Annotated in this window: 20 protein-coding genes; 6 read left to right on the top strand and 14 right to left on the bottom strand. The window is 58.5% G+C overall.

Annotation, left to right across the window (positions count from 1 at the left end; all coding sequences use genetic code 11):
* The first annotated feature begins 31 nt into the window (after nucleotides 1-31).
* Nucleotides 32-364: a DUF1992 domain-containing protein gene (locus GOV85_RS10655; protein WP_171177816.1), complete on the top strand. Its 333-nt coding sequence runs from the start codon at nucleotides 32-34 to the stop codon at nucleotides 362-364.
* Here the strand turns inward: GOV85_RS10655 and GOV85_RS10660 are convergent, their stop codons facing one another.
* Nucleotides 365-1,147, bottom strand: coding sequence for a crotonase/enoyl-CoA hydratase family protein (locus GOV85_RS10660; RefSeq protein WP_171177818.1), 783 nt, complete (start codon nucleotides 1,145-1,147; stop codon nucleotides 365-367).
* Between the two features lie 66 nt (nucleotides 1,148-1,213).
* Nucleotides 1,214-2,284, bottom strand: coding sequence for an SMP-30/gluconolactonase/LRE family protein (locus GOV85_RS10665; RefSeq protein ID WP_171177820.1), 1,071 nt, complete (start codon nucleotides 2,282-2,284; stop codon nucleotides 1,214-1,216).
* 84 nt (nucleotides 2,285-2,368) lie between these two features.
* Here GOV85_RS10665 and GOV85_RS10670 point away from each other — a divergent pair, with 84 nt between their 5' ends.
* Complete coding sequence (locus tag GOV85_RS10670; protein ID WP_171177822.1) at nucleotides 2,369-3,484, top strand: pyridoxal phosphate-dependent aminotransferase; 1,116 nt, start codon at nucleotides 2,369-2,371, stop codon at nucleotides 3,482-3,484.
* A 12-nt stretch (nucleotides 3,485-3,496) separates the two neighbouring features.
* On the opposite strand, the gene GOV85_RS10675 is transcribed toward GOV85_RS10670, so the two are convergent.
* The 6 genes from GOV85_RS10675 to GOV85_RS10700 form a co-directional block, all read right to left on the bottom strand.
* Nucleotides 3,497-4,687 (bottom strand): alanine--glyoxylate aminotransferase family protein, encoded by a 1,191-nt coding sequence (locus tag GOV85_RS10675; protein ID WP_171177825.1) that lies wholly within the window; start codon nucleotides 4,685-4,687, stop codon nucleotides 3,497-3,499.
* Nucleotides 4,688-4,738: 51 nt separating this feature from the next.
* Nucleotides 4,739-5,371 carry a bifunctional 4-hydroxy-2-oxoglutarate aldolase/2-dehydro-3-deoxy-phosphogluconate aldolase gene (locus tag GOV85_RS10680; RefSeq protein ID WP_171177827.1) on the bottom strand — a complete coding sequence of 211 codons (633 nt, stop codon included), beginning with the start codon at nucleotides 5,369-5,371 and terminating at the stop codon, nucleotides 4,739-4,741.
* Nucleotides 5,372-5,374: 3 nt separating this feature from the next.
* Nucleotides 5,375-7,180: a phosphogluconate dehydratase gene (gene edd / locus GOV85_RS10685; protein WP_216599029.1), complete on the bottom strand. Its 1,806-nt coding sequence runs from the start codon at nucleotides 7,178-7,180 to the stop codon at nucleotides 5,375-5,377.
* Between the two features lie 2 nt (nucleotides 7,181-7,182).
* Nucleotides 7,183-8,628, bottom strand: coding sequence for a glucose-6-phosphate dehydrogenase (zwf, locus tag GOV85_RS10690; protein WP_171177829.1), 1,446 nt, complete (start codon nucleotides 8,626-8,628; stop codon nucleotides 7,183-7,185).
* A 149-nt stretch (nucleotides 8,629-8,777) separates the two neighbouring features.
* Complete coding sequence (gene ptsP / locus GOV85_RS10695; RefSeq protein WP_171177831.1) at nucleotides 8,778-11,021, bottom strand: phosphoenolpyruvate--protein phosphotransferase; 2,244 nt, start codon at nucleotides 11,019-11,021, stop codon at nucleotides 8,778-8,780.
* Between the two features lie 46 nt (nucleotides 11,022-11,067).
* A complete protein-coding gene (locus GOV85_RS10700) occupies nucleotides 11,068-12,306 on the bottom strand; it encodes an aspartate kinase (RefSeq protein ID WP_171177834.1) in 1,239 nt (412 codons plus the stop codon).
* Between the two features lie 165 nt (nucleotides 12,307-12,471).
* Between GOV85_RS10700 and GOV85_RS10705 the strand changes: the two genes are divergently transcribed.
* Nucleotides 12,472-12,828, top strand: coding sequence for a hypothetical protein (locus GOV85_RS10705; RefSeq protein ID WP_171177836.1), 357 nt, complete (start codon nucleotides 12,472-12,474; stop codon nucleotides 12,826-12,828).
* On the opposite strand, the gene GOV85_RS10710 is transcribed toward GOV85_RS10705, so the two are convergent.
* From GOV85_RS10710 to GOV85_RS10730, 5 genes are all read right to left on the bottom strand, one after another.
* Nucleotides 12,822-13,460 (bottom strand): SDR family oxidoreductase, encoded by a 639-nt coding sequence (locus GOV85_RS10710; protein ID WP_171177838.1) that lies wholly within the window; start codon nucleotides 13,458-13,460, stop codon nucleotides 12,822-12,824. The genes GOV85_RS10705 and GOV85_RS10710 overlap by 7 nt on opposite strands.
* 3 nt (nucleotides 13,461-13,463) lie before the next feature.
* The gene (locus tag GOV85_RS10715; RefSeq protein ID WP_171177840.1) at nucleotides 13,464-13,919 is read right to left on the bottom strand and encodes a DUF1178 family protein; all 456 of its coding nucleotides are present in this window, start codon (nucleotides 13,917-13,919) and stop codon (nucleotides 13,464-13,466) included.
* A 72-nt stretch (nucleotides 13,920-13,991) separates the two neighbouring features.
* Complete coding sequence (locus tag GOV85_RS10720; protein WP_171177842.1) at nucleotides 13,992-14,453, bottom strand: NUDIX hydrolase; 462 nt, start codon at nucleotides 14,451-14,453, stop codon at nucleotides 13,992-13,994.
* A 136-nt stretch (nucleotides 14,454-14,589) separates the two neighbouring features.
* Nucleotides 14,590-15,333, bottom strand: coding sequence for an EcsC family protein (locus GOV85_RS10725; protein ID WP_171177844.1), 744 nt, complete (start codon nucleotides 15,331-15,333; stop codon nucleotides 14,590-14,592).
* A gap of 52 nt (nucleotides 15,334-15,385) precedes the next feature.
* Entirely contained in the window at nucleotides 15,386-15,880 is a 495-nt protein-coding gene (locus tag GOV85_RS10730; protein ID WP_171177846.1) for a GNAT family N-acetyltransferase, read from the bottom strand.
* 71 nt (nucleotides 15,881-15,951) lie between these two features.
* Between GOV85_RS10730 and GOV85_RS10735 the strand changes: the two genes are divergently transcribed.
* Entirely contained in the window at nucleotides 15,952-16,557 is a 606-nt protein-coding gene (locus GOV85_RS10735; RefSeq protein WP_171177849.1) for a flavin reductase family protein, read from the top strand.
* A 136-nt stretch (nucleotides 16,558-16,693) separates the two neighbouring features.
* Here GOV85_RS10735 and GOV85_RS10740 read toward each other — a convergent pair whose 3' ends face one another.
* A complete protein-coding gene (locus GOV85_RS10740) occupies nucleotides 16,694-18,328 on the bottom strand; it encodes a SulP family inorganic anion transporter (RefSeq protein ID WP_171177851.1) in 1,635 nt (544 codons plus the stop codon).
* Between the two features lie 91 nt (nucleotides 18,329-18,419).
* Between GOV85_RS10740 and GOV85_RS10745 the strand changes: the two genes are divergently transcribed.
* Together GOV85_RS10745 and GOV85_RS10750 are read left to right on the top strand one after the other, a co-directional pair.
* Nucleotides 18,420-19,055: an invasion associated locus B family protein gene (locus GOV85_RS10745; RefSeq protein WP_245222981.1), complete on the top strand. Its 636-nt coding sequence runs from the start codon at nucleotides 18,420-18,422 to the stop codon at nucleotides 19,053-19,055.
* A gap of 66 nt (nucleotides 19,056-19,121) precedes the next feature.
* Nucleotides 19,122-19,994, top strand: a complete 873-nt coding sequence (locus GOV85_RS10750) for an S-methyl-5'-thioadenosine phosphorylase (protein ID WP_171177853.1) — start codon at nucleotides 19,122-19,124, stop codon at nucleotides 19,992-19,994.

The following is a 19,994-nucleotide window of genomic DNA, read 5'->3' on the forward strand; positions in this document are numbered from 1 at the left end:
TCTGGTATCACAGATCGCTTAAAGTAAACCCATGTTTGGAGCATTGGCAAAACTGGTCGAACGCCAGATCAAAAAGGCTCAGGCTGAGGGCCAATTGCAGGGGCTGGAGGGTGAAGGCCAACCACTGCCTGACAGGTCGCCTGAAGCGATGAGTGATCCGGCCATCGCCGCAGGTCACAGGATCATGGCGCAAGCCGGTGTTTTACCGGAAGAGTTCGACATCAAAAAGCAGCTCGACGCAGCGCGGCAGACCTATGCCAATCTGACTGACCCGGCCAAGCGAAAAGCCGCGATGGCCCACATCGCCGATTTGGAAATGCGCTACAACATGGCCCGCGACGCACGCCGGGCCTTTATGCGCTGATTACTTGAACTCGGGCTTGCGGCCCTGCATCTGCGCCATCACAACCTCCATCTGGTGGGGCTTGCCGATCAGTCCGACCTGTTCGGCGGATTCTGCCATCAGAACGTCGGCACGCGCCTGCGACTCGGCAACTTCGATAAGGCGTTTGGCGGCGCGGATAGCCGAAGGGCTTTGACCGGCGATATTCTCGGCAAGGGCCAAAGCTTCGGTCAGCGGATCATCAGAAAGCTGCGTCACCAACCCCCAATCCGCCGCCTGCTGCGCGCCGATGGGACGCGCGGTGTAGGTCAGCAGTCGCAGCACATCCGAACGAACCAGGCGCGGCAACAGAACCATACCGCCCATGTCGGGAATGATCCCCCATTTCATCTCCATCACGGCCAGTTTGGCCTCTGGATGCGCAATTCGAATATCCGCGCCCAGTGCGATCTGCAGGCCACCACCGAAAGCCACGCCCTGAATGGCGCAAATTACAGGCACCGGGACGCGTCGCCAGATCAGTGCCAGCTCCTGCATCTCGTTGGCGTCCTCGTGGCTTCGGGTCATCAGCCATTCAGTTGGGTCCATGTGCGCCATCTTGGCAAAGCTCGCCATATCGAGCCCTGCGCAAAAGCTCTTGCCTTCACCCGATAGCACCACGGCGCGGGCGTCAGAGGCCGCGACTTCTTGCCCTGCGGACAGAAGCGCCTTGATCATCGCATCATCCAACGCATTCATCTTGTCGCCCCGGGTTAGGGTGACATGGGCAACATGATCTTGGTAGATGACGGATACGCGTGACATGGGGAACCTCCCGAAATTTTCGTGTTACAACCATGCCCGGGCCGACGGCCAAATACCACTGCGACGTCAGGGCAAATCGCTGACGGGCATCCGCGCAAACCACGGGGAATCGAGCGTCATGACGTAGAACTGATCCGCCACGATCTTACCCCCGGTCGTGATTCCCAAACGACCCTGCGGATCCTGCAACGTGAGCAAAATACGACCTTCACCATCGAACTGCACCATCATGCCACGATGGATCGGTGCAGGGCGGACGGCTGGACCCAGCCGCCAGATGATCTTACGCAAAAACGGATACGGCATCAGTGCCTCTGACGGTACACGTGGGCTGGCGAAGGCCATCCAATAGGTGCCATCGCCTTGCGCCTCGATGTTGTCTGGATAGCCGGGCAGGTTATCCATCAAGACGTTCTGCTTCCCGGCCTTCGGACCGGTCAGCCACAGTTTGTGCACCCGTGCCCGACCCGTTTCGGCGATCAGCAAAAAGTCTTCTTCCGGGGACAGGGCGACACCGTTGGTGTAGACGAACCCTTCGGCGATCTTCTGGGTGGTGCCATCGGGCGTGCGACGGGCGACATAGCCTGTTTCGGACTGTTCCCAAATGGTCAGAACCGAGGTTGGTTTTGTCCCACCCATGGTTTCGGGATCGAAACGGTCCGAAGAGTTCGAGAAATAGATCGTGCCGTCCTGTGCCACATCCAACTGGTTGGCATAGATCACTGGCGCACCGTTGATGTCACCTACCACCGTTTCCAAGGTACCCGGCCCAGTCCAGCGCATCACGCCGCGAAAGCTGTCAGCAACATAAAGCGCGCCGTCAGGCCCGGCCTTGAGACCCAGAGGGCGCCCGCCCAGACGGTCGACCTCTACAGGTTCTTCTTCTTCGATGCGGTAGAGGGTACCCGCCCGACTGGTGGTATAAACCGATCCATCGGGCATCACCGCGATGTCTTCGGGGCCGACCTCATCCCTAGGCAGGCGGACTAGCTGTGCGGAATCCAGCGCCGCATTTTCAGCGAAATCTCCTGTAAACCCAGCATCTTCCGGCATTTCAACTGCGACGGGCGTTACCGGAACGGGCCAGAACAAAAGATAGGCGAGGCCCAACAGAATGACAGCTATGAGAATGCGCATCTGCGCTCCTTTATTCAAAGTCTTTGCTAGCGCGCCGGATGGCACACGCTTGCTCAATCTTCGGGCTTAGGGTTATCTGCGCACATGACCGGACCTCGATACACCCCGCTTGCCCAATCCCTGCCAGCCACCGTGCCCTTTGTCGGCCCAGAAACGCAAGAGCGGCAACGCGGTGCGCCGTTTGGTGCGCGTCTGGGTGCAAATGAAAGTGTGTTTGGCCCCTCGCCACAGGCTATCGACGCGATGGCGCAAGCTGCATCTGAAATCTGGATGTATGGCGATCCCGAAAACCATGACCTGCGCGACGCCCTGGCAAAGCACCATGGCGTGACGCCAGAAAATATCGTCGTGGGCGAAGGGATTGACGGGCTTCTGGGTTATCTCGTCCGACTGCTGGTCGGTCCGGAAGATATGGTGGTGACATCGGACGGGGCTTACCCGACCTTCAACTATCATGTGGCCGGATTCGGAGGTGTTCTTCACAAAGTGCCCTACTCCGGCGATCACGAAGACCCGACAGCGCTGTTTGCCAAGGCGGCTGAAGTCGAGGCCAGGTTGGTTTATCTGGCAAACCCGGACAACCCGATGGGCAGCTGGCATTTGGGTGCCGATATCGTAAATGCGATGAAGGACTTGCCGGAAGACTGCCTGCTGGTACTGGATGAGGCTTATGTGGAATGCGCACCCGAGGGGACGGCGGCACCAGTCGACGCAAATGATCCCCGCGTCATCCGGATGCGGACATTCTCAAAAGTTTATGGCATGGCAGGTGCGCGCGTTGGATATGCCATAGGCGCGCCGGACCTGATTTCGGCCTTCAACAAAGTGCGCAATCATTTCGGCATGAACCGCGCAGCGCAGGCAGGTGCTTTGGCCGCACTCCAGGATGCAGACTGGCTGCCGCATGTCCAGAACCGGATCGCGGACGCGCGAGAGCGTATCGGCGCGATTGCACGCGACAATGGATTGCAGCCACTGCCGTCGGCCACCAATTTTGTTGCGATCGACTGCGGGCACAATGGGGATTTCGCCAAAGCGGTGTTGGATTCACTGGTCGAACAGGGAATTTTCGTACGCATGCCGTTTGCCGCGCCTCAAAACAGATGCATTCGAGTAAGTTGTGGAGAGGCGGCGGATTTGGACGCATTTGCAGAGGCTTTGCCCAAGGCTCTGGCGGCAGCTCGGGCGCAAACCGCCTGACCAGTGCCCTGATCAGGCAGCGAGCACAGTCGCTGCGGCCTCGAGCGCCCCAGTGCCACGGGGGATGTCCAGCGCGGCCAAAGCTGTTTCAACACCGCCCAGCATTGCCATGATCATCTGCCCGTTGACATGCCCCATGTGACCTAAACGGAAATATCCGTCATAGTCCGCCATCCCCAGGCCGATGCCCAGCGTCAAACCCAACTGGTTCTCCGTAAAGGCGCGCAGCGGGGTGCCCCGGCCATCACTAAGGCGCAGGGACGTGACCGCGCGGCTGCGATGGGCGCGATCTGTAACGTTAAGATGCAATGCACCGCCTTCTGCCCAAGTTTCGCACGCTTTCCAGATTGCTTTGGCCAAGTGTTCGTGGCGCGCCCAAACCTGCTCGATCCCTTCTGCATGGATCAGATCCAGCGCGGCACGCAGGCCATAGAGGTGGTGCGTGGGTGCTGTACCATTGAAATACTGGTAGAACAGGTCCGGGTTCGCGCGCGGCTGCCAATCCCAATATTGCGACACGCGCGGCATTGTAGCCCGTTTCGCCTGTGCTTTGTCGTTAAAGAACGCAAATCCCATACCTGCCGGGGTCATCATCCCCTTTTGACAGGCACTGACCGTCACATCGACACCCCATTCATCCATCTCGAACCGGTCACAACCCAGAGACGCGATGCAATCGGCCATCAGCAACGCCGGATGACCAAGATCGTCCAGAAGTTTGCGAAGCCCGGGAATGTCGTTGCGGATCGAACTGGATGTATCCACATGGACCGCCAGCACGGCCTTGATCTGGTGGTCTTGGTCGGCGCGCAGCGCATCAGCGATTTTGTCTAAATCCCACGCCGAAGCCGTTCCAAAGTCGATCAATTCAACCTTTGCCCCGATCCCTTCAGCCATTTCGGCCCAGCCGTGGGTAAAGCGGCCCGACGCCGGAGCCAGCACCGTTTCACCCGGTGCAATCACGTTGGAAAGCACAGCTTCCCACGTGCCATGGCCGTTGGCGATGTAAATCGCCACATTATGCCGGGTTCGTGCAACACGCTTAAGGTCGTTGGTCAGCGCGGGCATCATTTCTATCAACTCACCGTCATAGATATTCGGTGAAGGACGGTGCATGGCTTGTAATACGGCATCGGGCATGACCGACGGGCCAGGAATAGCCAGATACTCGCGCCCTTGCGCAAGCGAAACTTTGTTTGTCATGAGGTCAACCTGTTTGAATTGACGCCCAACCTAGCAAGGGTTCTGGCGGCGTCAATCCATCAGCTTGGATGCTTCGCTTGCCAGCGCCTCGATCCCAGCCCAATCGCCTGCTTCGACAAGATGTTTCGGTGCGACCCAGCTGCCACCGGCACAAATCACATTGGACAACGACAGGTAATCGCGCGCGTTAGACGGAGAGACACCACCCGTCGGGCAAAAGCTGATCTGCGGCAGAGGCGCGCCAATCGCCTTGAGCGCGGGTGCGCCGCCCGACGCCTCGGCCGGAAAGAATTTCAGCATGTCATAACCCTTTTCCAGCAAGGCCATCGCTTCGCTTGCTGTGGCAGCGCCTGGTAGCAGCGGCAGGCCTTCGGCCTCACAGGCCGCGATTAGTGTTTCGGTTGCACCCGGAGAGACCCCGAATTGCGCACCTGCGTCCTTGGCGGCGCGGACGTCTTCGGGCGTGACCAGCGTGCCTGCGCCCACGACGCCCCCCGGCACCTCAGCCATTGCCCGGATCGCGTCGAGTGCAGCCGGAGTGCGCAGAGTGACTTCCAGCGCGGGCAGACCACCTGCAACCAGAGCTTCAGCCAGAGGGCGCGCCTGTGCGGCATCATCGACGACGAGCACCGGAACGATGGGCGCCAGCGCGCAGATTTCGCGGGTGCGTTGGGTTTTAGACATGTCTTAAGCTCCGAATATGCTGGCACCTGTGTCGGCAGACCCGACGTTCTGCCGGAACGCACCGAAGAGGTCGCGACCGACACCGTGATGGTTGGATGAAAGATCGGCGGTGGCCGGTGCCCGGTCCAAAACGCCGGGAGTGAGGATTTTCAACGCGCCCTTGACCGCATCAACGCGCAGCATGTCACCGTCTTGCAGATAGGCGATGGCTCCACCGTCCAAAGCCTCGGGGCAGACATGGATTGCTGCGGGCACCTTGCCGGACGCGCCGGACATGCGACCGTCGGTGACCAGAGCCACCTTCTGCCCCCGACCTTGCAGAATTGAAAGGATAGGCGTCAGAGAATGCAGCTCGGGCATCCCGTTCGCCTTGGGGCCTTGGAAACGCACGACAACGATGACGTCATCCGTGAACACTCCGGCCTTGAAGGCCGCTTTGACGTCATCCTGATCATCGAACACACGTACAGGTGCTTCGACCACCTGATGTTCGGGGGCAACGGCTGAAACTTTCATGACACCGGTGCCCAGGTTGCCCGTCAGGCGCGACAGACCTCCGGTTGGTTGGAACGGATCATTGGCCGGGCGTAAAATCTTTTCGTTCAGGCTGCGGTCAGTCCCATCCTGCCAGACGAGGTCTCCATCGAGCAGCTTGGGTTCTTTGGTGTAGTTCTGGAGGCCCTGCCCCGCGACGGTCAGCGTATCGGGGTGCAACAACCCCTCGTCCAGCAATGTGCCGATTGTATACCCCAGCCCCCCAGCAGCGTGATAGTGGTTCACATCCGCCAGACCGTTGGGATAGACCCGCGCAACCAAAGGCACGACGGCAGAGATGTCGGAAAAATCTTCCCAATCCAACACGATACCACCTGCCCGCGCCATAGCGATCAGGTGGATCAGCAGGTTGGTCGATCCCCCTGTGGCCATCAGACCCACGATGCCGTTCACAAAGGCACGTTCATCAAGAATCTGGCAGACCGGTGTGTAGTGGTTGCCCAGCGCGCTGAGCGACAAGGCGCGGCGTGCACCTTCCTCGGTCAGGGCATCACGCAAGGGCGTGTTTGGATTGACAAAGCTAGAGCCCGGCAGATGCAGGCCCATGAACTCCATCAGCATCTGGTTGGTGTTGGCCGTTCCGTAGAAAGTGCAGGTGCCGGGTCCGTGATATGCGGCCATTTCGGCAGCCATCAGGTCTTCGCGGCCGACCTCTCCGGCGGCAAATTGTTGGCGGACCTTGGCTTTTTCGTCATTCGGCAAGCCACTGGTCATCGGCCCCGCAGGCAGGAAGACGGCAGGCAGGTGGCCAAAGGCCTGTGCGCCGATGACCAGCCCGGGGACGATCTTATCGCAAACGCCAAGGAACACCGCCGCGTCATAGGTGTTGTGGCTCAGCGCTACGCCAGTCGCCAATGCGATCACGTCGCGCGAAAACAGCGACAGTTCCATCCCGGCCTCACCTTGCGTGACGCCATCGCACATCGCCGGAACTCCACCTGCGACCTGCGCGGTGCCTCCGGCTGCGCGGATCGCCTGACGGATCAGTTCGGGATAACGCTCAAACGGCTGATGCGCCGACAACATGTCGTTATAGGCGGTGACAATTCCCAGATTGCCTGCCGTGCCAGTTGCCATCGATTGCTGGTCTTCCCCCGAACCCGCATAAGCGTGGGCCTGCCCGCTGCAAGACAGATGCGCACGGGCCGGGCCCTTGGATTTGGCCTGTTCCATTCGGTCCAGATGCGGACCGCGCAGATCGGCGCTGCGGTCGATGATCCGTTTTGTGACGTCGGCAATAACTGAATTTACCATGATTACCCTCCGATCTGACGCCACCGGCGTCCATCGCGATGCATCAGCATCAGTGCTTCTTCGGGACCTGAACTGCCCTGATCGTAGCGGGACGGGCGGTCTCCGCGCTGTTCCCAGCCCTGAATGATGGGATCGACCCAGGCCCAGGCGGCCTCGGCCTCATCACCGCGCATGAACAATGTTTGATCGCCTCGGATGACATCCATGATCAGACGCTCATAGGCATCTGGGGCTTGCGCCTCGGCCCCAAGCGCATCGGCAAAGCTCATGTCCAGCGCCACGTCCGACAGGCGGAACCCGCCCGGCCCCGGATCCTTGATCGTGGTGCGCAGGGTAATGCCTTCGTCGGGTTGCAGACGGATCACCAGCACGTTGCCGTGCAGAGGGCCGACATTGGGGAAAATGGTATGTGGCGGATCGCGGAAGAACACCGCGATCTCGGATTCGCGCGCGCGCAGACGTTTGCCGGTACGCAGATAGAAAGGCACACCCGCCCAACGCCAGTTACCGATATGAACCTTGAGTGCAATGAAGCTTTCGGTTCGGCTGGCGGGGTTGCCGACATGATCGACATATCCGCCCTCACCCTTGTCCGCCCGGTATTGGCCGCGCGCGATATCCTTGGGTTCGATCGGTTCCAGCGCTTCGATCACCTTGACCTTTTCATCACGTACGGCGTTGGGCGCATATTTCGAAGGCGGCTCCATCGCCGTCAGACAAAGCAATTGAACCAGATGGTTCTGGATCATGTCCCGCATTGCACCGGATTGATCGTAATAGGCCCCGCGCCCTTCAACACCCACGGTCTCGGCCACGGTGATTTGTACGTGATCGATATGGGTGGAATTCCAAAGCGGCTCGAACAGCGAATTCGCAAAACGAAGCGCCATCAGGTTCTGCACGGTTTCCTTACCCAGATAATGGTCGATCCGATAAATTTGATGCTCTTCAAAACAGGCGCGCAAACCTTCGTTAAGTGCCTTGGCCGAGGCGAGATCATGACCAAACGGCTTTTCAACGACGATGCGGCTGTCAGGCGTGGCCAAGCCGGTGTCATGCAAACGCTGCGCGATCCCAGCGAACAGGCTTGGACCCACTGACAGATAAAAAGCCCGGACAACCTCGTCGCGCAGCAACTTTTTGAGACCGGACCACCCGGCTTCACCCAAAGCATCCACGGGCACGTATTCGACATGTGCCAGAAACTGGTCCAGCGTCTCAGGAGAAAAGTCTGGTGCAAATTGCTGCATCGACTTGCGGACCTGATCACGGAACCCATCGCTGTCGATTTCTGATCGTGCCGTACCGATGATCCGCGCGCCTTCGGGCATCTGTCCAATCGCGAAACGATGGCACAGGCCCGGCAGTATCTTGCGTTGCGCCAGATCGCCGGTTGCCCCGAACAGAACCAGGTCGAATGGTTCTACCGGAATTACACGTGAAACCATCATGGGCTCCTTCTGAGTGTGTCGATACCAACCCAGCATGGTACAAAACTGCACAATACCGCGACTGTTATCGCTAACATTGCCCGCGTATTAGAAAGACCCCACGCAAAAATCAAGCAGAGTTTCCGAAAACCCGCGCGTTTTGCGCGTTATCCTTGATTGCGCAGCCATTCCATCACAGCCGGGCGTACGCTTTGCTCACCTCGATGCCGGGCATCGGCGATGATTTTACGTACCTCTGACAGATCACAGCGCAGCAACAGGCTTTTGACCGGGCCAATCGAAGCAGGGCGCATCGACAATGTCCGAATGCCCATCGCCGCCAAGCACAGCGCTTCGACGGGGCGCCCGGCATCTTCACCGCAGAAACTGAGCGGAGTGTCCGAGATATCGCAGCGCTCAACAATCCGCTCCATCAAACTCAGGAAGCTGACATTTAGCGTGTCGTAACGGCGCCGGACCAGTTCATTTTCACGGTCGGCAGCAAAGAAGAACTGCTTTAGGTCGTTGCCGCCGATCGAGATAAAGTCCACCTCGTCAAAGAACTTCTGGGGGGCAAAGGCCAGCGACGGGGTTTCCAGCATCGCGCCAACCTCAAGCGTTTCAGGCAGGATATGACCCAGCCGTTTTTCGCGATCGATGGTTTTGTTCACCTCCCACCGGGCTTCGCGGAACTCGTCCGCCTGCGCGACAAATGGAAACATGATCGTCAGCGGTCGTCCATTCGCAGCCCGCAGAAGCGCTTGCAACTGCATCCGCATGACCCCGCGTTTATCCAGCCCCACCCGAATAGCGCGCCAGCCCAGCGCAGGGTTCGGTTCAGCAACATGCTTCATATAGGGCAGAACCTTGTCTGACCCGATATCCAAGGTGCGGAACACAACCCGCTTGTCCCCTGCCGCATCCAGAACACGTTGATATTGTGTGACAAGCTCGGACCGCTTGGGCATCTTGTTACGGATCAGGAATTGCAGCTCGGTGCGGAACAGGCCGACGCCCTCGGCACCTGATGTGCCCAACGACGGCAGATCAGCCATCAGACCCGCATTCATCACCAGATTGATGCGTGCACCATCCCGTGTGACACAGGGAGTTTCTCGGATCGACGCATAGCGTTCCTGCGCCTTGGCCTGCATGGCGATCTTGTCGCGAAAGGCGCTGACCACGGTATCTTCGGGACGCAAATGCACCACGCCCTGATCACCATCGACCAGTATATGATCACCGTTCAACGCTTCGGTCGTAATCCGACCCACATGCACCACAAGCGGGATCGCCAGCGCCCGCGCCACTATGGTGGCGTGGCTGCCAACCGAGCCCTCTTCGAGCACAATCCCCTTCAGCGCGCGCCCATATTCCAGCAGATCACCCGGGCCGATATTGCGCGCGATCAGAATCGGATCCGGCGGCAGATCGGCACTGTCGGTCTTGCCCTGACCGGTCAGGATCCGCAGCAAGCGATTGCTGAGATCGTCCAGGTCCGCCAGCCGTTCGCGCAGATAGGGGTCCGTGACCTGCCCCATACGCGCGCGTGCCTGCGATTGTTCCTTTTCGACCGCAGCTTCGGCGCTGAGGCCAAGGGCAATGTCCTCTTCCATCCGCCGCATCCAGCCTTTGGAATTGGCAAACATGCGATAGGCTTCAAGCACTTTAAGCTGCTCGGTGTCACCGTCCCGAGAAATCTCGAGCATCTTGTCTACCCCGACGCGCAACTCATCTACCGCCCCGATCAGACGCTCGCGTTCTTTGTGTGGGTCTTCTGCTATTGGGTTCGTGACGACCACGCGGGGCTCATGAAGCCAGACATGTCCTTCAGCGGACCCTTCCTGCGCGGGACCACCACGCAGTAGAACCGATTGCTGGTGAAGCGGTGACAGTGCCGCGCCCTCGCCCACAAAAGCACCAAGCTCGGCCATTTCGGCCAAAACCATAGCAACCACTTCCAAGGCATAGACTTCGTCAGCGGAAAATTCGCGTGCTTCACGCGACTGAACCACCAAAACACCCAGCTTTTCCCCAAGGCGCTGTACCGGAACCCCAAGAAACGACGAATACCGTTCCTCGCCGGTTTCCGGCATATAACGGAACCCTTTTTCGGATGGCGCATCCGCTGTATTGACCACCTTACTGAATTTGGCAACGCGCCCCACCAGGCCCTCGCCCATACGCATCCGCGTCTTGTGGACCGATTCAGGAGAAAGACCTTCGGTTGCACAAAGCTCCAGCGTCTCATCATCGCGGAACAGGTAGATCGAGCAAACTTCGGCCCTGATGCTGTCGGCAATCAGGTGAGTGATCCGGTCAAGACGTTCCTGACCGGCGGCTTCGCTCGCCATCTCTTCGCGCAACCGCCGCAGCAGCTTGCGGGATTCTGTTTCGGTGCCGTCCGCCATGGCCCACCCAGTTTAGTGTGTCAGGCGAAACCCTTGGCTGAAAAGCTCAGGCCGCCTTGTCCAGTTCAAAGGCATCATGCAGCGCCTGAACAGCAAGTTCCATGTATTTCCTGTCGACCAGAACGGAAATTTTGATCTCAGAGGTTGTAATGACCTTGATGTTGATCCCCTCATCCGAGAGCACCTTGAACATTTTGGCCGCAACACCCGACTGCGAGCGCATACCGATTCCCACAACCGAAACCTTGCAGACGTCATTGTCCGCCACCAGCTCGGCATAGTTCAACTCGCCAGCTTCCTTAATTGCCATCAGCGCTTTTTCTGCGCGGGCCACCTGGTCGGTCGGGCATGAGAACGTCATGTCCGTGCGCCCCTCGTCCGAGATGTTCTGAACGATCATGTCGACGTTCACACCCTCATCACTGAGCGCGGTAAAGATGATCGAGGCGATACCGGGGCGGTCGGCCACCGATACGACGGTCATCTTGGCTTCGTCACGGGAATAGGCCACACCGGCCACAACATTGGATTCCATGATATCCTCCTCGTCGCAGACCAAAGTACCGGCCTCGTCGGATTGTTCTTCGAAACTTGAAAGAACGCGCAGTTTCACCTTATAGCGCATCGCCAGCTCGACCGAGCGGGTTTGCAGCACTTTCGCACCCAGCGAGGCGAGTTCGAGCATCTCTTCGAACGATATGCGGTCCAGCTTGCGCGCCTTTTCGCAGATGCGCGGATCGGTGGTATAGACGCCATCCACATCTGTGTAGATGTCACAACGCTCCGCACCGAACGCTGCTGCAAAAGCCACGGCCGTGGTGTCCGAGCCGCCACGACCCAACGTGGTGATACGGCCCTCGGGGCTGAGACCCTGGAAACCCGCGACAACCGCTACTTTCATACCTTCGCCGAATTTCTGGTTCAGGTTTTCGGTCGGGATTTCCTCGATCCGGGCCTGGCTGTGGGCGCTGGTGGTCAGCAGCGGCACCTGCCAGCCCTGCCAGCTGCGCGCAGGGATGTCCATTTCCTGCAAAGTCAGAGCCATGAGCCCAGCAGTGACGTTTTCACCCGAAGACACAACGGCATCGTATTCACGCGCGTCAAACAGCGGCGATGTCTCATTCACCCAGCCCACAAGCTCGTTGGTTTTTCCCGACATGGCCGAGACGATGACGATCACGTCATAACCCTTGGCAACTTCGACGCCGATGCGCTTGGCGGCACGGCGGATACGGTCCAGATTGGCGACAGATGTGCCGCCGAATTTCATTACGAGTAAGGGCATGGGGGCAAAAGTCTCCGCGCCTTGGATTGTAGGTTCCGTGCCTCATATGCGAGGGGCACACCAAGAGCAAGGGCGCAAAAGGCACCAGCCTGCGGCGCAGGGCCGCTTTACATTGTGCAGACGCAATGTCAGCCTACGGGCAACAACCATATCAAGAGGTTCTTCATGTTTCGCCTAGCCCTTGCCGTCGCCCTAATTTCGTCGCCAGCCTTGGCTCAGGTCGCAAGTGTCGCTGGAACCGACGGTCAAAACGCACTGGGCACGGTACCTTGCGCCGCAAACGCCGGTGATCCTCTGCAAAGCTGCCATGCAGAGTTGCGCCGCCACGACGACGGCAACATCACACTTGCAGTCGGCCTAGGCGGCGGGCAGGTGCGTAACATCTATTTCAAAGATGGTGTGCCTGAATCCAGCAGCTCGACCTCAAAAATGTCCTATGAAACGCGCGGCGATCTGTTGGTGATCTATATTGATCCTGGCGAAGTCTACGAAATCCCCAAGGCTGCGCTGAGCTCTCAGTAAGCGTGTGGCTGCCCATCATAGGTTTCGAAGCACCCTGTGGTGGCCAGTGACAAATCATCGAACCGCTCGATCAGGCCCGATACGGCCTGTTCCACGTCGATTTCTGCTGCGTCTCCGCCCATGTCCGTCTGGACCCAACCTGGATGATAGATTCCAACGGCGATACCGTCGTCTTTGAGGTCGGTCGCCAGATTGCGCCCCAAATTCAACACCGCCGCCTTGGACGCGCGATAGATATAGCTGCCACCCGGTGCGCGGGTATGCGAGGCCATTTGCGAAGATAGGATGGCCACCTTTCCGCGCGACGCTTGTAGATTGGGCAACAAAGCCTGAACCGTCAGGAATACCCCAGTAACGTTGGTTGCAAAGCTCTGCGCCCACATGTCGGCCGGGTAGTCGTTGATCGTGTGACCTTTGTCCAAATATACGCCCGCGTTACAGATCAGAAGATCAACGGGTTGGTTCCTCAATTGCTCTGCGAATGCAGCGTGTTGCGCGGGATCGGTTACATCAAGGCGCAGCTGTGCGCTGCCATCGCGAGAGGTTCCTGTAACGGTGTCGCCCCTGTCACTATAGCGCGTGGACAACGCCAGGCCGATTCCGCGATTGGCACCGGTAATCACGATGTGCATGTTTCAGTTTGTCTTTCTGCTGGGTACAAAGGGCAATGGCGCCACAGGCACGCCGTCTTCTATCAGCGACTTTGCCTCATCTGGCTTGGCCTCGCCATAGATTGCACGGTCCGGAGCCTCACCCAGATGAATTTTGCGGGCTTCACTGGCAAAGTCCTTGCCCACGTAGTCCGAGTTCTCTTCGACATGGCGCCGCATCTCGGACAAAACCTTCTCAATCTCGGGCGAAGGTGTGGCCACGTCGATCTTTTCATCCGCAGCAGGCGGCACTTGAAGCTTGGGTTTCGCGTTTCGAGCCGGACGGACACGCGGTGTCATGATCGCCTTTTCGACGTGCACGCACCCGCATACCGCGCAGGTAACCATCCCTGCCGCAGCCAATTTGTCGTAGGCTTCGGCGGATTGGAACCAACTGTCGAACGTGTGGCCTTCACTGCATTTCAACGCGTATTGAATCATGTTCAGTCCAAAAAATCGATTGGCGAATAGATACCGACCCGAATGACAATATCAAGCCTCTCTGGCCCGATCTTAATGTGTGCAAGGCTTAAAGTCTCGTAACAGTTCGGCAAGGCCCGGAGAATGAACCTTCAAAGCCGCCTTTTTGAGCGGATACCACTTGCGTTTTCGCATCCCCTGTTCCGGGAAATCCTGCGAAACGGACCGCACAAGAACCGGGAATACATCCACTAGAATCGGTACAGGCGGGCGATTCAGCCGGTGCTTGTGGTGCAGAAACTGCCCCACCTGCTCCCCAAAACTCTGACCGGCTACACCTGCTTCTTCCCACGCTTCCTGCAGTGCCGTGTCAGCCCGTGACAAGCCGGGGATAAGCCAGCCTTTGGGAATAATCCAACGTTGCGCCCTGCGTGTCGTGATTAGCAAGACCTCGGGGCGATTCCCCTTGATCCGGTAACACAGCGCTGCAGCTTGCTGCAAAACGGGTTGTTCCGCAGATTTGAGATGCTCAACACGCAGCAGCCGTGGCTTCATCGCTTGATGGCCCCTTCAGCCAGTACCATGTCCCTTCGCACATGAGATCCGAGTACACTCATTTTGTGGAAGGCTGCCACAAGTATACCACATGATGTGGATTTCGCCAAGCCAGGTGCGTCTGCTGAAGTGTGATCTACATGCGGGCCGCGAGTTGCCGCACCAGATCATCATGCGGAATATCGGCATCGATTGCCAGCCGCCGCAAACCGAAATGCACGCGCGCGATCTGCTGATAATAACGCGTGTAAACATAATTCGTCCCGCCGCCCGCCAAAGCCCCAAGTACAGGAACCGACTGAGCCGCCAGCTTTTGCCCCAGAACAATCGAAAAGCGCGGCGCAATAGCAGCGATCAGGCGCTGTATAGCCGGTCCTGTCAGGGTCAGGCGCACCGAAAAAAAGCCAAGATCCGCCCCATCGTCATGCGACAAAGGACCAGAAGCGGCTAAAACCCGCACGCAATCGAATTTCACATTCTCCGCAGCGGGATCGAACCCTTCGCGGGCTGCAGCCCCTTGAATGGCGCGCAGCAGCAAGGCGGTTGTTGCGGGCAGTTCCATCAAAGCTGTCGAGACACCACCCATCCCGCCAGCCGCACCCATGGCCGTGGTCACGGCTGTGTTCACCCAGGGCTGCTGATCAGGGACAGCGCGCCGCGAACCCTGTGCAGCGTGCATCGCGAGCCACAAAGCCTGCTCGGTTGCTCCGGTCAAGCCATGCCGCACCGGTTCCGGCAACTGCTCAAGCAAAGACTCGGCTGACCCGCCCAGCTTGTTCAAGAGTTTCACACCAGCACCACCGGCAGATCGGTAGTGATCCGCCAGACGATCCAGTTCGGCCTCGGCATCCACGTTTTCGACAAGAACCACGTTCTGCATCTACGCCCTCCTGCCTATCAACATCGGCGTTGCGCGGCGCCGATTCAATAGGTCAGCGGCTCCAACGGGTCACTGCACCCTGCACCCCGGACCATACGCCGGGTCTCAATTCCAATCCCAAAACCCTGTCAGGGTTGGTGGGTGGCGGCATCTCGACCCCACTCAAACGCGCGAATCCGAACCGTTTGTAGTAAGGTTCATCGCCCACCAGCATGACCCGCTGCCACCCGCGCGTGCGCCCTGCGTCAACACCTGCGTGGATCAGATACCCGCCCAGCCCCTCGCCCTGATGAGTAGGGTGTACGGCAACCGGCCCTAGCAGTAAGGCATCGTGGTCGCCGACATGAACGGGCCAGAACCGGATTGCACCGGCCAAAATACCCTGACCATCCCGCGCGACCAAAGACAGCCCCGCAACCGGCGGCACATCATCGCGCAACCGATAAGACGACAAAGCCTCACGACCCGGCGCAAAGCACAGGTCATAAAGGGCCTCAACCTCCCACCAATCGTCTGGCTCTTCCGGCCTGATCCCGAATTGCTGCACCCTGCCCTCTTTTCCTTGCTGGAAATCGCCCTAGCACTTCGCTACGCCTTGGGCAAACGCTTGGAGATCAGATGTTCTATCGCCCCAAAGACGGCCACGGCCTGCCGCACAACCCGTTCAACGCCATTATCACACCGCGTCCAATCGGCTGGATTTCAACCCGGGATGCAAATGGGATCAACAATCTGGCACCTTATTCCTTTTTCAATGGCGTCGCCTACACGCCACCGCAAGTGATGTTTGCCACAACCGGCACCAAGCACGATCAGAACGGAGGCAAGGACAGCATCGCCAATATCGAAGCGACCGGCGTTTTCTGTGTAAACGTGGTGGCTCATGCGCATCGGGATGCGATGAACGCCAGTTCGGCCGGACTGCCGAAAGACGTTGATGAGTTTGAACATGCCGGGTTGTCACCCATCGAATGCGAAACCATTCCGTGTTCCCGGATTGCAGGGGCTCCTGCTGCACTGGAATGCAAGCTCACCCAGATCGTCACTCTACCCGGTGAAGCCAATCGAGTTGTATTTGGCGAAGTAATCGGAGTGCACCTGCACGACGATCACATCCGAAACGGCAAGTTTGATGTGACGTCGTTTCAACCATTGGCACGCCTTGGGTACCGGGATTACTCGGTCGTGTCAGAGTTGTTCTCACTCAATCGCCCAGACGATTGACGTGATCCGGGGGCGCTGCCCCCGCCGCCCGTTCCGGGCGACTCCCCCGAGGTATTTGACGCCAGATGAAAAATGGATCCCCTGCTTCATCTGGCCAAAAATACCTCGGAGCGCGAGGCAGAGCCTCGCAAAAGGCCTAGTGTCCACCCAAAATGCCGGTACGGACAGAGTAGTCGACCGCCAGCTCGTAATCCGGATCGTCATCACTGTCGATCATCAGGTGGCCAGCTTTGTTCAGCAGCTTGTGACAATCGCGGCTCAGATGACGCAGCATGACCCGTTTACCTGCCGCCTCGTATTTCGCAGCGATGTTTTCGATGGCCTGCAGGGCTGACTGATCCACAACACGGCTTTCGGCGAAATCAACAATCACGGTTTCCGGGTCGTTCGGTACGTCGAACAGTTCGATAAAACCATCAGAAGATCCAAAGAACAGCGGCCCCTGGATTTCATAGACTTTCGCGCCTTTTTCAGTTTCCGAGTCCCGGGTAACGGCGTGAATACGTTTGGCGTTATTCCAGGCATAGGCCAGGGCCGAAACGATGACACCGACCACAACGGCAACTGCAAGGTCCTCCATCACCGTCACTACTGTCACCAGAACAATCACGAATGCGTCCATCAGCGGCACCTTGCGCATGATCTTGAACGAGTTCCACGCAAAGGTGCCGATCACCACCATGAACATCACACCGACCAGCGCGGCAAGTGGGATTTGCTCGATCAGGGGCGAGGCGAACAGGATGAAGATCAACAGGAAAACCGCAGCTGCAATACCTGCAATACGGGTGCGTCCACCGGATTTCACATTGATCATCGACTGACCGATCATTGCGCAACCGCCCATGCCACCGAAGAATCCTGTCACGATATTGGACGCGCCCTGAGCGATACATTCTTGCGAGGCCCCGCCGCGCTTGCCCGTGATCTCGCCCACCAGGTTCAAGGTCAGCAGGGACTCAATCAGGCCAATGGCCGCGAGAATGACGGCATAGGGCAGGATGATCTCAAACGTTTCCCAGTTCAAAGGCACCATCGGGATGTGGAACGCAGGCAGACCGCCCTCAATCGAGGCCAGATCGCCAACGCGCGGTACATCCAGACCCAGACCTATTACCAGTGCAGCGACCACCAGAATACCGGCCAGCGGTGCCGGAATGATGCGTGTGACACGCGGCATCACCCAGATCACAGCCATCGTCAGCGCCACAAGACCCAGCATGGTATATAGCTGCATCCCCGACAGCCACTCGCCGCCGCTCATGCCATGGCCGGTGTTTTCCATAGTGCCGGGCACTTTGAATTGACCCATCTGAGCCAAAAAGATCACGATGGCCAGGCCGTTCACAAAGCCCAGCATCACCGGATGCGGCACCAAACGGATAAAACGCCCCCAATGCATTGCCCCGGCAATGACTTGGAGAATCCCCATAAGAACTACGGTCGCAAACAGATATTCGACCCCGTGCTCGGCCACCAGCGCGACCATGACAACCGCCAGTGCGCCGGTCGCGCCCGAGATCATACCGGGCCGTCCGCCGATCAGTGCCGTGATCAGGCCCACCAGGAACGCCGCATACAGACCAACCAGAGGGTGCACGCCCGCCACAAAGGCAAAAGCCACAGCCTCGGGCACCAGCGCAAGGGCCACGGTCAGGCCGGACAAGAGTTCGATCCGCAGGCGAGAGAAGGTCAGCCCCTCATCAGGCACCCAGCGCAGATCGGGCATGGCGACGCGGTTGGCAAAACTTGCCAGCAAGGCTCGGGGCATTGGTCAGTCCTATAGGGTTTTATGTTCGCGCGAAGGCGACGTTGTAGCGGACACGAGGGTTTTAAGCTACTGCACCAAGTGGGATGCAGCCATGTTCTTGGCGCATACCTCATCCTCGCAGCAACGTGATTTGCGGGACTGTGGTCCAGCAACCAAATCTGAGATCATGCGCTGGATCATACTCTTTTTCTTCTCTGCCCTTCCCGCCCTTGCGCAGGACTTGCAAGGCAACGACACGGCCGGAAACTGGCGCGTGACACATCATGAGATTTTCGGGATCTGGAATTCAATCTGCGACGAGCGCGAAGAAAATGGTGCGTTGAAACAGCGGTGCTACATCCGGCGGGCAGAAGTTTTCTCATTTCGGCCGAAGTTTGCGGCACAGTTCGTGTTCATCACGCCTGAACCCGAAGGATTCAAAGTTGAGTTCGGGATGGAGCCCGGCACCTTTTTCAACCCGTCAGGGTTTCGCATCGACAAAGATAACGAAACGATATGGCGCACGCGGCGTCCGGGATGCCTGACGGGGCTTGGCTGTACCTTTGCAGACCAACGCGCACAAGACCTGCTGGATGCTATGCAAACCGGGGATGCGTATCGCTTTGTTTTCCGCGACAGGCACGGACAATCGCAGAATCTGACGTGGCCACTGGACATGTTCGACGCAGCTTGGGCTGACTTCACCGCGCAGTCTCAACAACGTAACCTGTTGCCAAAACAGGACTAGGCCTCTTGTCAAACTGTGCGCAAGCCCGCACAAATCCAATAGCATTGCAAGACGTGGAGCAGGACAGTGACCCAAACCAAGATTGCCGTCATTGGCGGATCAGGCATCTATGAAATTGATGGGCTGGAAAACGCCGAATGGGTCGCGGTTGAGACCCCATGGGGAACGCCGTCAGACCAAATCCTGACCGGATCGCTGGGCGGTGTCGAAATGGCTTTTCTGCCGCGTCATGGCCGCGGCCACGTGCATTCGCCGACCGATGTGCCCTATCGCGCCAATATCGACGCGTTGAAGCGGCTGGGCGTGACGGACGTGATCTCGGTTTCAGCCTGCGGATCGTTCCGCGAGCACATGGCACCCGGCGACTTCGTGATTGTCGATCAGTTCATCGACCGGACTTTTGCACGTGAGAAAAGCTTTTTCGGCTCGGGGTGCGTCGCCCATGTAAGCGTGGCCCATCCCACCTGCCCGCGCCTGTCGGATGCCTGCGAAACCGCCGGCAAGGCCGCTGGCATCACCATCCATCGCGGCGGCACTTATTTGGCGATGGAAGGACCGCAGTTCTCGAGCCTTGCTGAATCGAAAATGTATCGTGAGCAATGGGGCTGCGACGTGATCGGCATGACCAATATGCCCGAAGCCAAACTCGCCCGCGAGGCCGAGCTTTGCTATGCCTCGATCGCGATGGTCACGGATTATGACAGCTGGCATCCCGACCACGGAGAGGTGGACGTTGCGACCATCATTGCCACTCTGACAGGCAATGCCGACAAGGGTCGCGCTCTGGTCAAGGGTCTGCCCGCGTTGCTGGGGGCTGAACGTGAACCTTGCCCGCATGGCTGTGATAGGGCCTTGGAATACGCAATCCTGACTGCCCCTGAAAAGCGCGACCCGGCGCTTTTGGCCAAGCTGGACGCGGTCGCCGGGCGAATTCTCTGA

The sequence above is a fragment of the Ruegeria sp. HKCCA4633 genome, from assembly GCF_013034605.1.
GTDB lineage: Bacteria > Pseudomonadota > Alphaproteobacteria > Rhodobacterales > Rhodobacteraceae > Ruegeria.

Bases quoted from the DNA above. Each gene is read 5' to 3' on its own strand.
- GOV85_RS10655 (WP_171177816.1), top strand. From the start codon at position 32: ATGTTTGGAGCATTGGCAAAACTGGTCGAACGCCAGATCAAAAAGGCT.
- GOV85_RS10660 (WP_171177818.1), bottom strand. From the start codon at position 1,147: ATGTCACGCGTATCCGTCATCTACCAAGATCATGTTGCCCATGTCACC.
- GOV85_RS10665 (WP_171177820.1), bottom strand. From the start codon at position 2,284: ATGCGCATTCTCATAGCTGTCATTCTGTTGGGCCTCGCCTATCTTTTG.
- GOV85_RS10670 (WP_171177822.1), top strand. From the start codon at position 2,369: ATGACCGGACCTCGATACACCCCGCTTGCCCAATCCCTGCCAGCCACC.
- GOV85_RS10675 (WP_171177825.1), bottom strand. From the start codon at position 4,687: ATGACAAACAAAGTTTCGCTTGCGCAAGGGCGCGAGTATCTGGCTATT.
- GOV85_RS10680 (WP_171177827.1), bottom strand. From the start codon at position 5,371: ATGTCTAAAACCCAACGCACCCGCGAAATCTGCGCGCTGGCGCCCATC.
- edd (WP_216599029.1), bottom strand. From the start codon at position 7,180: ATGGTAAATTCAGTTATTGCCGACGTCACAAAACGGATCATCGACCGC.
- zwf (WP_171177829.1), bottom strand. From the start codon at position 8,628: ATGGTTTCACGTGTAATTCCGGTAGAACCATTCGACCTGGTTCTGTTC.
- ptsP (WP_171177831.1), bottom strand. From the start codon at position 11,021: ATGGCGGACGGCACCGAAACAGAATCCCGCAAGCTGCTGCGGCGGTTG.
- GOV85_RS10700 (WP_171177834.1), bottom strand. From the start codon at position 12,306: ATGCCCTTACTCGTAATGAAATTCGGCGGCACATCTGTCGCCAATCTG.
- GOV85_RS10705 (WP_171177836.1), top strand. From the start codon at position 12,472: ATGTTTCGCCTAGCCCTTGCCGTCGCCCTAATTTCGTCGCCAGCCTTG.
- GOV85_RS10710 (WP_171177838.1), bottom strand. From the start codon at position 13,460: ATGCACATCGTGATTACCGGTGCCAATCGCGGAATCGGCCTGGCGTTG.
- GOV85_RS10715 (WP_171177840.1), bottom strand. From the start codon at position 13,919: ATGATTCAATACGCGTTGAAATGCAGTGAAGGCCACACGTTCGACAGT.
- GOV85_RS10720 (WP_171177842.1), bottom strand. From the start codon at position 14,453: ATGAAGCCACGGCTGCTGCGTGTTGAGCATCTCAAATCTGCGGAACAA.
- GOV85_RS10725 (WP_171177844.1), bottom strand. From the start codon at position 15,333: ATGCAGAACGTGGTTCTTGTCGAAAACGTGGATGCCGAGGCCGAACTG.
- GOV85_RS10735 (WP_171177849.1), top strand. From the start codon at position 15,952: ATGTTCTATCGCCCCAAAGACGGCCACGGCCTGCCGCACAACCCGTTC.
- GOV85_RS10740 (WP_171177851.1), bottom strand. From the start codon at position 18,328: ATGCCCCGAGCCTTGCTGGCAAGTTTTGCCAACCGCGTCGCCATGCCC.
- GOV85_RS10745 (WP_245222981.1), top strand. From the start codon at position 18,420: ATGTTCTTGGCGCATACCTCATCCTCGCAGCAACGTGATTTGCGGGAC.